12 protein-coding genes and 1 pseudogene are annotated in these 12,684 nt (G+C 56.8%); 12 read left to right on the top strand and 1 reads right to left on the bottom strand.

Annotated elements, in window-relative coordinates; all coding sequences use genetic code 11:
* Position 1: 1 nt before the first annotated feature.
* From ccsA to ypfJ, 12 genes and pseudogenes are all read left to right on the top strand, one after another.
* Positions 2–829 (top strand): cytochrome c biogenesis protein CcsA, encoded by an 828-nt coding sequence (gene ccsA / locus NST26_RS25325; protein WP_209877043.1) that lies wholly within the window; start codon positions 2–4, stop codon positions 827–829.
* A 51-nt stretch (positions 830–880) separates the two neighbouring features.
* Positions 881–1,099 carry a hypothetical protein gene (locus NST26_RS25320; protein ID WP_340980085.1) on the top strand — a complete coding sequence of 73 codons (219 nt, stop codon included), beginning with the start codon at positions 881–883 and terminating at the stop codon, positions 1,097–1,099.
* A 15-nt stretch (positions 1,100–1,114) separates the two neighbouring features.
* A complete protein-coding gene (locus tag NST26_RS25315) occupies positions 1,115–1,762 on the top strand; it encodes a precorrin-2 dehydrogenase/sirohydrochlorin ferrochelatase family protein (protein ID WP_340980084.1) in 648 nt (215 codons plus the stop codon).
* A 79-nt stretch (positions 1,763–1,841) separates the two neighbouring features.
* Positions 1,842–2,177, top strand: a complete 336-nt coding sequence (locus NST26_RS25310; RefSeq protein WP_340980083.1) for a hypothetical protein — start codon at positions 1,842–1,844, stop codon at positions 2,175–2,177.
* A 70-nt stretch (positions 2,178–2,247) separates the two neighbouring features.
* Positions 2,248–3,192: a hydroxymethylbilane synthase gene (hemC, locus tag NST26_RS25305; RefSeq protein ID WP_036725936.1), complete on the top strand. Its 945-nt coding sequence runs from the start codon at positions 2,248–2,250 to the stop codon at positions 3,190–3,192.
* A 91-nt stretch (positions 3,193–3,283) separates the two neighbouring features.
* Positions 3,284–4,831 (top strand): uroporphyrinogen-III C-methyltransferase, encoded by a 1,548-nt coding sequence (cobA, locus tag NST26_RS25300; protein ID WP_340980082.1) that lies wholly within the window; start codon positions 3,284–3,286, stop codon positions 4,829–4,831.
* 142 nt (positions 4,832–4,973) lie between these two features.
* Entirely contained in the window at positions 4,974–5,972 is a 999-nt protein-coding gene (gene hemB / locus NST26_RS25295; protein ID WP_036725935.1) for a porphobilinogen synthase, read from the top strand.
* Positions 5,973–5,996: 24 nt separating this feature from the next.
* The gene (gene hemL, locus NST26_RS25290; protein WP_200869542.1) at positions 5,997–7,298 is read left to right on the top strand and encodes a glutamate-1-semialdehyde 2,1-aminomutase; all 1,302 of its coding nucleotides are present in this window, start codon (positions 5,997–5,999) and stop codon (positions 7,296–7,298) included.
* Positions 7,299–7,423: 125 nt separating this feature from the next.
* Positions 7,424–8,149 (top strand): annotated as a pseudogene (locus NST26_RS25285) (RluA family pseudouridine synthase); the annotation flags it as partial.
* 758 nt (positions 8,150–8,907) lie between these two features.
* Positions 8,908–9,351 (top strand): hypothetical protein, encoded by a 444-nt coding sequence (locus NST26_RS25280; protein ID WP_155991463.1) that lies wholly within the window; start codon positions 8,908–8,910, stop codon positions 9,349–9,351.
* A 182-nt stretch (positions 9,352–9,533) separates the two neighbouring features.
* On the top strand, positions 9,534–10,085 hold the full coding sequence (locus NST26_RS25275; RefSeq protein ID WP_036725930.1) for a hypothetical protein: 552 nt from the start codon (positions 9,534–9,536) through the stop codon (positions 10,083–10,085).
* Between the two features lie 194 nt (positions 10,086–10,279).
* Complete coding sequence (gene ypfJ, locus NST26_RS25270; protein WP_340980081.1) at positions 10,280–11,140, top strand: KPN_02809 family neutral zinc metallopeptidase; 861 nt, start codon at positions 10,280–10,282, stop codon at positions 11,138–11,140.
* Positions 11,141–11,437: 297 nt separating this feature from the next.
* On the opposite strand, the gene NST26_RS25265 is transcribed toward ypfJ, so the two are convergent.
* On the bottom strand, positions 11,438–12,679 hold the full coding sequence (locus NST26_RS25265) for a GGDEF domain-containing protein (protein WP_340980080.1): 1,242 nt from the start codon (positions 12,677–12,679) through the stop codon (positions 11,438–11,440).
* Positions 12,680–12,684 lie beyond the last annotated feature (5 nt).

The raw sequence follows: 12,684 nt of genomic DNA, 5'->3' as shown, positions 1-12,684 counted from the left end.
CATGCTACTGCTGAACGGAATATATGATGCCGCTCTACTGCTATATGCCCTGAGCCTGCTGTTTGTTTTCTCGGATTGCCTTCGGCGCAATCCGGGCGGAAAGCGGCTGGGCACAGGGCTTCTTGCTGTCGTAGGCCTGCTTCAGCTGACCGGCCTTGCGATCCGCTTCTCCCAGGAGGGCGGATTGCCAATTTTCACACCTTATGATTTCCTGTTCTGGTTCTCCTTCAGCATGGTGGTTACCTCGTTTGCCGTGACGTATACACGCGGTGGTGAGTTCACGGTGCTGCTGCTCAGCATGGCGGGCTTCAGCGTATTTCTGCTGAACCGGGTATGGCTGACGGCAGAGGATCATACGCTGCAGAGCTGGAGTGCGGTGCACGGGTGGCTGGCGATGCATGTCATTTTGGCGAATCTGAGCTTTGCCGCACTGACACTGGGGACAGTATTTGCGATAATGTATCTGTTCCTGCATACGAAGCTGAAGAATAAGAAGTGGGATGACCGCGTCCGCAGGCTGCCCAGCCTGGAGACGATGGACAAATATTCCTACACGGCGATCCTGGCCGGAGTTCCGCTGCTGCTGGCTTCGCTGATTCTGGCGGGACTGTCGATTGTCGCGGAAGGACGGATACCGCTTTTTCAGGATACGAAGGTCCTGACTACACTTACGGGCCTGGGCGTCTACATCGTCTACCTTGTGCTGAAGTTCTCCGGCCGCCGAAGCGGTACAGTCATGGCCCGCTGGGCGATTGCGGGTTACGGCTTCATTATTCTTAATTTCCTGCTGAATTCCTGGTCGGAGTTCCATGGCTGGGGCGGGGAGTAAAGTGGGATGGACGATGGATGAGAGTGAGTTGGAAGCGCTGGAGTGAGCGGGATGGAGAGTAGCTTGCCAGTGGGATGGACGATGGATGAGAGTGAGTTGGAAGCGCTGGGGAGAGCTGGAGTGAGCGGGATGGAGAGTAGCTTGCCAGTGGGATGGACGATGGATGAGAGCGAGTTGGAAGCACTGGGGAGAGCTGGAGTGAATGGGATGGAGAGTAGCTTGCCAGTGGGATGGACGATGGATGAGAGCGAGTTGGAAGCGCTGGGGTGAGCTGGAGTGAGCGGGATGAAAAAGTATCTGCCGATTATGCTGGATGTGGAAGGCCGGCGGGTGGTGATCGTTGGCGGCGGGGCGGTGGCTGCGCGCAAGGCGGCTCCGCTGCTGGAAGCGGGCGCGGAACTGGTGGTGATCAGCCCCTCGCTCAGCGGGACGCTGGCTGCGATGGCTGATGAGGGGCGGCTGCAATGGATCAGCCGGCCCTATGCTCCCGGGGATCTCCAGGGAGCGGTTCTGGTCTATGCCGCCAGCGATAACAGGGCGGTGAACGAGGTCGTTGCCGCGGAAGCCCGGCAGCTGGGGCTGCCCGTTAATGTGGCCAGCCATGCGGAGGCGGGCACGTTCATTACGCCCGGCGTGCTCCGCCGCGGGCGCTTGACGGTTACGGTCTCGACCTCCGGGGCGGGACCGTCTGCGGCTGCGGAGATTACGCAGCAGATTGCGGGGCTGCTCGGCGAGGAATACGAGCCGTATCTGGATTTTTTGCATGAGCTGCGGACAGCGATTAAGCAGCTGGAGCCAGAGGCAGAGAACCGGTCGCGGCTCTTACGGCGGCTGGGGAAGCTGGATGTGTTGAATGAGCTTCGGCAGGGCACCTTTATACCATGGACCCGGGACGAGATCGAGTCATGGGTGGCGCGTAACCGGGAGATCTAGCGGTGATCAACGCAGCATAGACCGATAAATGAAGGGCAAAAGTGCCCCTCATTTCAGCCAAAGTGGCTGGAGCGACCAAATGAAGGGCAAAAGTGCCCCTCATTTCAGCCAAAGTAACTGGAACGGCCAAATGAAGGGCAAAAGTGCCCCTCATTTCAGCCAAATTAGTTGGAACGGCCAAATGAAGGGCAAAAGTGCCCCTCATTTCAGCCAAAGTGGCTGGAGCGACCAAATGAAGGGCAAAAGTGTCCTTCATTTCAGCCAAAGTGGCTGGAACAGCCAAATGAAGGGCAAAAGTGCCCTTCATTTCAGCCAAAGTGGCTGGAACAGCCAAATGAAGGGCAAAAGTGCCCCTCATTTCAGCCAAAGTGGCTGGAACGGCCAAATGAAGGGCAGAACTGCCCCTCATTTTTAGCGGAAATCGACTGAATTCAGCAAGCATGGGAGTATGGCGGGTAGAGGTGACTTGAACAGGGGGAGTGGGCATGCGGAAGATTATCGTGGGCAGCAGACAAAGTGCGCTGGCTTTAACGCAGACGGGGCATGTGATTGCCGATCTGGAGCGGCTTAGCGGAGAGCATGGGTTTGATTTTACTTTTGAGGTGCATAAGATTGTGACCAAGGGTGACCGGATTCTCGATGTGACCCTGTCCAAAGTGGGCGGCAAAGGTCTGTTCGTCAAGGAAATTGAACAGGCGATGCTGGCAAAGGATATTGATATGGCAGTACATAGCATGAAGGATATGCCTTCCGAATTGCCGGAAGGCTTGATGAATGGTGCGGTGCCGAAGCGTGAAGATCCGCGCGACGTTCTGATCTCTAATAGCGGAGTGGGCCTGGAGGGTCTGCCGCAAGGCGCGCGCGTTGGCACAAGCAGTCTGCGGCGCTCCAGCCAGCTGGCTGCACTCCGGCCGGATCTGCTTATTGAGCCGGTACGCGGCAATATTGATTCGCGGCTGAAGAAGCTGGAGAGCGGCGAATATGACGCGATTCTGCTGGCAGCAGCGGGGCTGTCGCGGATGGGCTGGCAGGACCGGATTACGGCATATTTGCCGCCTGAGGTCTGCCTGCCCGCTGTAGGCCAAGGAGCACTCGGTATTGAGTGCCGTGAGGACGATGAGGAACTGCGCAAGCTGCTGGCGCTGTATAATGATGAGCGCACGGCACTCACGGTGACAGCGGAGCGGACCTTCCTGGGCGCCCTGAACGGCGGCTGTCAGGTGCCGATCGGCGCTTACGCGATCCTTGAGCCGGAAGGCGAAGCTGCAGGTCCGTCCATAACGTTAACCGGAATGGTCGGAACACCGGACGGCACAGTCATTCTGAAGGAGACCTGCACCGGCAATGATCCGGTGGAGCTGGGTTCGGAGGTCGCGCGTAAGCTGGTGGCCAGAGGTGCGGAGAAGATTTTGGCAGATGTAAGGGAATAAGGGGTAAGGGTTAGACAGGGAATAGTGTGCGTTGGGGAGAAGCTTATGCAGGCCAGAATCGCATGTGTAGAGGGATAAGGGGATGACGGAGATGGCGGGGAAGGTATATCTGGTAGGTGCAGGTCCGGGGGATGCGAAGCTGATTACAGTCAAGGGGCTGGAGTGTATCCGGAAGGCCGATGTGCTGGTCTATGACAGGCTGGCCAGTCCAAGGCTGCTGAAATGGATGAAGCCCGGCGGTGAGAAAATATACGTAGGCAAGCTTTCGGACCGCCATACGATGAAGCAGGAGGATATTAATCAGCTGCTGGTAGATCTCGCATTGGAGGGCAAAACGGTGGTGCGTCTGAAGGGCGGGGACCCCGTGATTTTTGGCCGGGTGGGTGAAGAAGCGGAGCTGCTGCGCAGGAATGGCATCTACTATGAGATTGTGCCGGGCATTACCTCGGCCATCAGCGTCCCGGCGTATGCCGGTATTCCGGTGACCCACCGGGAGGCATCGTCTTCCCTGTCGATTATTACCGGCCATGAGAGCCCGGATAAGCTGGATCATTCCATTCAATGGGATAAAGTAACGAATGCGACAGGCACGCTGGTATTCCTGATGGGTGTCGCCAAAATTGGCTACATCAGCGCCCAGCTCATGAAGCACGGACGTCCGCCGGAAACTCCGGTGGCGCTGGTGCGCTGGGGAACCCGTGCGGATCAGGAGACGCTGACCGGCACGCTGGCCGATATTGAGGCGAAGGTTACGGCAGCGGATTTTCAGCCGCCGGCGGTTATTGTGGTCGGTGATGTTGTGCTCCAGCGGGAGCACCTGATGTGGGTGGAGGCGCTGCCGCTGTTCGGCAAGCGCATTGTAGTGACGCGGGCGCGTGCGCAGGCAAGTGAGCTGGTGGACCGGATCGAGGAGCTGGGCGGCGAGCCGTACGAGTTCCCGGTCATTGAGACGGTGATGCAGCGGGATGCGGGCAAGCAGGCGGAGATCGCTGCGGCTCTTGGCGGGCTTGCGGCGTACGACTGGGTGTTCTTCACCAGTCCGAACGGCGTGGACTTCTTCATGCGTCATCTGACGCAGCAGAAGCTGGATATCCGCAGCCTGCACGGGGCGCGGCTGTGCGCTGTGGGACCGGGGACGGCTGCGGCGCTCGCAGAGCGCGGGCTGATCTCCGAGGAGCTGCCCGGACGCTTTCAGGCGGAAGGGCTGATCGAAACCTTCGGCCCCGAGCTTAAGTCCGGGCAGAAGGTGCTGCTTCCGCGCGGCGACCTGGCGCGTGAGTGGCTGCCGGCGAAGCTCGGGGAACTGGGGCTGGAAGTGACCGAGGTGGATACGTATGAGACGATTGTCACCGGGGAGGATGATATTGAGCTGGTGAAGCTGCTGGAGGAGAAGCGCATCCATGCGGTAACCTTCACCAGCTCGTCCACGGTGCGCAATTTCCTCGGCATTCTGAAGAGAATGGGCCTGGAAGATCCGCTGGAGTTGCTGGCGGGCGTCAAGATTGCCTGCATCGGCCCGGTTACCGAGCAGACCGCAGTCGAAGCGGGCCTCACTCCGGGACTGCTCCCGGAAGAAGCCACCATCGAAGGACTGATGCAGGAGCTATGCCGCTGGAATGAATCGACGAGGCTGAGATAGCCTGTTCCTGCCGGATCTGTCAGCATTGTCTTTGAGCATTGCAAACGGGTCTGGCCTACTGGCAGCGATAACTTTAACATCTCAATACTGCTTAAGACGAATAGATGTGATTATATACTTACTGAACAGGAGGATACATCAAATGAGCTTTCCAATAACCAGACACCGCCGTTTGCGCGGGTCGGCCGGTATTCGCGGCATGGTGCGCGAGACCGTTCTGAATGTGCTGGATTTCATCCAGCCGATTTTTGTAACCTATGGAACAGGTGTGAAGAATGAGATCAGCTCCATGCCCGGCGTCTATCATTTCTCGCTGGATACGCTGAAGGCGGAGGTGGATGAGATTGCTTCCCTCGGCATTCCGGCGGTACTGCTGTTCGGTATTCCCGAGACGAAGGATGCGGTTGGCTCGTCCGGCTTCGCAGACGATGGCATTGTGCAGGAAGCCACGCGTCTGATCAAAAAATGGTATCCCGACCTACTGGTTGTCGCCGATACCTGCCTGTGTGAATTCACCGACCACGGCCACTGCGGCATGGTGCATACCCATACGGTGGACGGTGTGGTGCACGGGGATGTAATCAACGATGCTTCGCTTGAGCTGCTGACCCGCACGGCGGTCTCGCAGGCCCGGGCAGGGGCGGATATTATCGCGCCGTCCAACATGATGGACGGATTCGTGCAGGCGATCCGTGCCGGACTCGATGCGAATGGCTTCGAGCAGGTGCCGATTATGTCCTATTCGGTAAAATACGCCTCCGCCTTCTACGGCCCGTTCCGCGAAGCAGCGGATTCCGCTCCCCAGTTCGGCAACCGCAAGACGTATCAGATGGACCCGGCCAACCTGCGGGAAGCCGTTCGCGAAGCGGATTCCGATGTGCTGGAAGGCGCGGACATGCTGATGGTGAAGCCTGCGCTGGCTTATCTGGATGTCATCCGCACCATCCGCGACCAGTTCGATCTGCCGCTTGTAGCCTACAACGTCAGCGGGGAGTACTCGATGGTCAAGGCGGCTGCGCAGCAGGGCTGGATCGATGAGCAGGCGGTTGTGCTGGAGATGCTGACCGGCATGAAGCGCGCCGGAGCAGATATAATTATTACCTATTTCGCCAAGGACGCAGCCCGTTGGCTGCGCGGCTAGGATCAGGAACTGGAGGGAACAAGCATGGGCAATATGCCGTTGAACCGCCGGGAAGAGGCTTCCCGCATGGCTTTTGAAGAGGCAAAACAATATATTCCCGGCGGGGTGAACAGCCCAGTCCGGGCATTCAAATCTGTAGGATTGACCCCGGTCTATGTGGAGAGGGGCGAAGGCTCACGGATCTACGATATTGACGGCAACAGCTTCATTGACTACGTCTGCTCGTGGGGACCGCTGATTATGGGACATGCCCATCCTGAGGTGGTGAAGGCGCTGCAGGAGACTGCGGCCAGAGGGACAAGCTTCGGCGCGCCGACCCTGCTTGAGACCGCAATGGCCAAAACCGTGGTAGAACGCGTAGCCTCGGTGGACATTGTCCGCATGGTGAACTCGGGAACGGAAGCGACAATGAGCGCGATCAGACTGGCCCGCGGCTATACCGGACGCAGCAAAATCCTCAAATTCGAAGGCTCCTATCACGGCCATGCCGACAGCCTGCTGATTAAGGCCGGTTCCGGGGTGGCGACCTTGGGGCTGCCGGATAGTCCGGGCGTGCCGGAAGGTGTGGCCGTGAATACGATCACGGTACCTTATAATGACCTGGACGGGGTCAAAATCGCGTTTGAGCGTTACGGCAACGAAATTGCCGCTATCATCGTTGAGCCGATCGCCGGAAATATGGGCGTGGTGCCTCCGCTTCCGGGCTTCCTGGAGGGTCTCCGCAAGGTGACGACAGGGTACGGGGCTTTGCTGATTTTTGACGAGGTGATGACCGGCTTCCGTGTGGACCGGGGATGTGCGCAGGGGCTGTTCGGGATGGACCCGGATCTGACCTGCTTCGGCAAGGTGATCGGCGGCGGTCTGCCTGTAGGGGCTTACGGCGGCAAAAGAGAGATTATGGAGCAGATCGCCCCGTCCGGTCCGATCTATCAGGCGGGCACACTCAGCGGGAATCCGCTGGCGATGGCGGCGGGCTACAGCACGCTTGCACTGCTGACCCCTGAGGTCTACACCCGTCTGGAGTCGCTTGGCGCGAGACTGGAAGCCGGACTTAAGCGCAATGCGCAGGAGACGGGAATTCCGCTGACGATTAACCGCGTGGGCTCGATGGTATGTCCGTTCTTCACGGAGGAGCCGGTCATTAACTTCGAGACGGCCAAGACCAGTAACCTGGAGCTGTTCAAGCGTTATTTCGGCAAAATGCTGGATCAGGGCATCAGCGTTCCGCCGTCCCAGTTCGAGGGAATGTTCGTATCTGCTGCGCACAGCGAGCAGGATATTGACGATACGATTGCGGGCCATTACCAGGCCCTGAAATCGCTATGACGGCTGGACCGGAGGAGCTGTCCGGCCAGCATGGCGGCGGCGAGATCCAAGACGGAAGTGATGGCGCCAGCGGCCCCTTCGCGGGCGGCGGCAAGTGGACCCGGCGCGGAGAATGGCTGGAAGCCATGCCTGGCCGGATCATTACAGCGGCTGCCGACAAGCAGGCCGCCATCGATGCCTGGCTGCTGGGCGTAGCCGGGATGCCAGCGAAGCTGCACGCCCGGCTGCGCCGCGAGAACGGCATCCAGTGGCGGGGCGACCGGCTGCGGCTGGCCCTATTCCCTCACCGGGAAGCCGGAATAGAGCCGGTATGGCAGGAGGCTACGGCTGAGGTGCTGTTCGAGGACGACTTCTGCCTTGTGGTCCACAAGCCTGCGGGTCTGGCGGTTCATCCGGACGGAAGCAGCACGGAAGTGACGCTGGATCATCTCGTAGCCGCGCATTATGCGGCCTCCGGCGGAGGGATTGCCGTCCGCCATATCCACCGGCTGGACAAGGATACTACCGGACCTGTGCTGTATGCGAAGAACGAATACGCCCAGCTTGTGCTGGATGAGGATATGCGTGAGAAGAACGTATCCCGCCTGTATGCCGCGATTGTTGAAGGCACAGTGCCTCCGGAGCTTACGGTGATCGATGCCTCGATCGGCCGTGACCGCCATCATGCGGCGCGCAGGCGGGTATCCCCGGGAGGGCAGGAGGCGGTAACACGGATTGTGGGACGCGAAGCCCTGCCCGGCGGGACCGTAGTGAAGCTGCAACTGGAGACGGGCCGGACGCACCAGATTCGTGTCCACCTCAGCCATGCGGGGCATCCGCTCTTCGGGGACGACCTCTATGGAGGATCGGCCTGGCATACTGCGGGTATTTCTTCCGGCAACAGCCTTAAGGAGAAGCAGCCCCTTCGTTCGGAGCCTGGTCAGGTGAAATCTGCCATTACGGCCTGGTTCGAAGAGCAGGAGAAGGCAGGCCTTACCCCTGGTTTGCAAGTCCAAGGCAAGCAGCCGCCAGCTCCACCTTCGAAGCCGGGAGTCAAGGCGAAGCAGGAGAGTTCCGACCGCCAGGCACTGCATGGCGAGAAGCTGATTTTCGCCCACCCCTGGACCCGAAGTAAGATCGAGGTATCTGATCCCTGGCCGGAGGATCTGCGCCGCCTGCGCGAGCAAATCGGCGGCGTAGATCTGGAGTAGGCCATTACCTAATCGGCTCCGTGAAGTTAAGTAACTCCATAGATGCCATGCCCAGCCGGGCCGCGTTTCTCTGATATCTGGAGGATTGCGGCCCGGCTTTTTAGTTGTTGTTCAGTGCGACCTCCCCCAGCCGAAACATCGAACAAGAAGTGGATTTATGTTATTTAATTTACACACTATTACTCTCCAGGGAACGTTAAGTGGATTTAGGGCATCTAATTTTCTCAATATGTCCTATATGTTTATTTTCAGGTTATATAAGTGTTTTTGTTCCAACTGTTGCCGGATATTCGTAGATTTACTGGTGAACAGTTGTCCTTTTTCCACTTATTTCATTGTAGCCACCAGTTAGCCCACGTGTCCTCTGATACATTTCCGCGCTCAAGCCCGTCTTACTAATATGAGGAGATGATCTGGCTGTGAGATTGAGATGGAATCGCAGAGTGTTAGGAATCTTAGCCGCCTCGACCCTGGTGATTGCCGCCGGAATAATGGTGGTTGTGCAACTGAACAACAACTACGGTGTACTGGGTCTGGTTGCCCAGCTTCAGAGCTTCCGGGTGACGGTAGACAATCAATCGGACTTTGAGCTGAGTATTCAGGAGACAGGAGTGGTAACCGGCGCAGCAGCGGAGGCGTCAGCAGACGAAGTTGGCAAGATACTCAAAAGCGGAAAAACATTAAAAATTAAGCCCCGGCTGACCTTAAGCGGTGAAGGCGGAATTTATCTGAAGTATTCAGACCCGAGAGAACCGGACGTTCCCAAAACCATCGGAGTATGCTCCTACACCGAAACTTTATCCGGATATTCCAAGGTAATAATCACGAATGACAAGGTGACGGTTAAAGAGAATTGCAGCTAATCTATGGAGGCTGACTGCTATTTTGGCAGCTTGGTCTCCAAATATCCCCTTTAATTTCCCTCTGCGCATTTACAATCCAGATATTTGCAGATTTCCAGTAACATTTGTAACTGACGAGCTTCCAATATATTGATAAAAATATTATGTAAGCGCAGTCTATTTGATGAACTGGGGGAATATTTGTGAAAAAAGTTACTAAGTTAATGCTCGTGGCCGGCATCTCGTTGGCACTTGTCGGGGTAGGGAACAGCGGCGCTCTGAACAATGTCACTTCGGCAGCGAGTGCACCGCTTAAGGTAGGCCGGGTGGAAGCGGCTGCCCATGGCACCAAATGCTTCACCGTAGCGGTTGCTGTAGTCCAGAATGGCGTAATCGTTGCGGCTTCGCTGGATGATTATCAGTTCCTGGGCACCGATGTAGCCACTGGCGTACCGAACTCGGACAAGGATTTTGGCAAGAATTACAAAGACCCTAATATGGTGCTGGCCTCCAAGAAGGCCAACGCCAAATACTACAGTGAGCACATGACGGAAGAAGCCAAATCGACAGTAGCCTATGACAAGAACCTGGCGGCTATCGAGAAATTCGCAACAGGCAAAACTATAAAATCCCTTGAAGCTACACTGACTAACAAAAGCAAAGAGCAAGTTGTTGACGCTGTAAGCGGTGCAACTCTGGTGGATACTCAAGGTTACCTGAAGGCCATTCTAAGTGCGGCCAAAGCTGCAAAATAAACAGCTGTTCCATCATTTAAACGATGTTAACCCCTTCATGGCTGCGGCTGTGGAGGGGTTTTGCTATGCTGTTTCCATTTGTCGACAGACCGGCTCCGCTGTTCAAGAGAGTGGCACCCCTGCAATTATGGGTATAACAGTAATAAGTACAAATACATCAGCATGCGCGAGTATTCATAACTGGGGGGAAGGCCATGAAATGGCAGGGTAGAAGGGGCAGTTCTAATGTGGAAGACCGCAGAGGCCGCGGCGGCGGAGGCGGGGGCAAGCTGATTGGCGGCGGAATCAGCGGGATTGTGATTATAGTGATTGTTACGCTGCTGAGCGGAGGGAATATCGGCGATATTATGGGGAATTTGACCTCAACGGGTTCGGGCACGAACTCAAGTGTCCCTTATGAACAGAGCGCCCAGGAGAAGGAGTTATCCGAGTTCGTATCCGTGGTGCTGGCCGATACCGAGGATGTCTGGTCCGATATCTTCAAGGAGCAGGGGATGACTTATCAGGACCCGACGCTTGTGCTCTACAGCGGCAGCGTGAACTCTGCCTGCGGAACCGCGAGCTCGGCCGTCGGCCCGTTCTATTGCCCGGGGGATGCCAACCTGTATATCGACCTCAGTTTCTATGATGAGCTGCAGCAGCAGTTCAAGGCGCCGGGTGACTTCGCCATGGCGTATGTGATTGCCCACGAGGTGGGTCATCATGTGCAGACGCTGCTGGGCGCTTCCGAGCAGCTGAATTCGCTGCGCCAGCGCCTCAGCGAGACCGAATTCAACAAATATCAGGTCCGCTTTGAGCTGCAGGCCGATTATTATGCCGGGGTGTGGGCGCATCATGTTCAGGGCCAGAATCTGCTGGAGGAAGGAGATTTGGATGAGGCGCTGACCGCGGCGAGCGCAGTCGGGGATGATACGATCCAGAAGCGGGCGCAGGGATATGTGGTGCCGGACAGCTTCACACACGGAACGTCCGAACAGCGCAAGCGCTGGTTCTACAAGGGCTTTAACTCCGGCACGATTGCCGGTGGAGATACCTTTAAGGCTGCTGAACTGTAGCCTGCAACTGCTCTGTCACCACAAGAGCCGCCCATCCGTTTGACGGAGAGCGGCTCTTGTTCTTATTAGGGACATTATTATGAGGAGCCGTTTCTGCTCCGCCGGGAAGCTGGAATGTATGCCAAAAACAGCATACATTGTGCTCCCGCGCAGGCGCACGGACCAAATGTATGCCAAAAACAGCATACAGTGTGCTCCCGCGCAGGCGCACGGGCCGAATGTATGCCAAAAACAGCATACATTTGGCGGGTTCTGCCCGTCCCTCACACGCAGTTCCCCCTGCGCGGGAACATGTGCTTACGGCTGCACATCATTCCGGTAAGACAGACGGTTGCGGCCAAGCTTCTTGGACTCCAGCAGGAGCTGGTCGGCGTAGACGTACCCTTTTTCCATAGAGGTCTTCTGATCCGGGTCTGCCTTATAGTAAAAGAGTCCGAAGGATGCCGAATAGGGCACGCGGATGATCTGCTCCTCGAATTCTGCACTTACGGTGTGACCGTGAAGGCTGTCCAGAATCTCCTGAATCTGCGTCCTGCACTCCTCGAAGGTCTTGTCCCTTAGGAAGAGCGTGAACTCTTCCCCGCCGCTGCGGAACAGAATATCCTGCTCCTGCAGATGCTTCTGCAGCGTCTTGGCAAAATGAACAATGACCCGGTCGCCCACGGCGTGGTTGTAGCTGTCATTGATTTTTTTGAACCGGTCGATATCCGCCACTACAATCCCGATGTACTCCCCGCCCTGGTTCAGCTCCTTCATCATCTTATCCATATGCGCCCGGTTATAGGTTCCGGTCAGGAAGTCGCGGTAAGCCATCTGCTCGAATTTGTCGCGTTCATACTTGTGCTGGGCACTCTGCGACTTCGAATAGAACGAGATACTGACTACATAGTTGAGCAGGAACAGGGCGATCAGCATCTCCCATTTCTCCATTTGCAGCAGCCGCAGCAGCAGAGCATTACTAAGAGCCACCTTGCTGAAATCCAGCAGATTCCGGCTTCGGAACAGTAGGTTCCTCGCTTCCCGGCGTGTCTTGATATCTCCCGACAAGGCAAAGGTCAGCACCAGGAAGGTGGAGGACAGCAGGGTGGTAACGCAGACCACGAGCAGGAACAGCAGCCAGTATCCGAGCGGAAGCTTGTCCGCCAGGGGAGAGAGCGCCGTATACAGATAGTACGCAGCAGAGCCGCCCAGTGTGAACGAACCGATATTGTAGAAGGTATCCAGGAACTCTCCGGGATCGGCGGTTTTTGTTTTCTTTTTATAGAAATATACGATGAACCGGTATACAGTCTCGAACAGGAGCGTGCCGAGCGGACCGGCAAAAATCCCGAAGGAGGAGGTATAGCTGATGGCATAATCGATTGTTGAATTCCCGCTCCGGGTCACAATCCGCAATTGGAAGTAGATGCTGGAGAAGATAGTGTATAGCAGTAATGCTTTTATATAGGTAGCGTCCAGGACTACAGCATGCGCGGGAATGAAGGCTATAGCCAGGGATGCGACAAATAGGAAAAGGTCAAATACCCTCGCTTTTGACATGTCGG

The organism is Paenibacillus sp. FSL R7-0128 (assembly GCF_038002245.1).
In the GTDB taxonomy this organism is placed as follows: domain Bacteria; phylum Bacillota; class Bacilli; order Paenibacillales; family Paenibacillaceae; genus Paenibacillus_AQ; species Paenibacillus_AQ silagei.
Note: the sequence above shows the minus strand (reverse complement) of the source record. Positions and strands in the feature narration are given on the sequence as shown.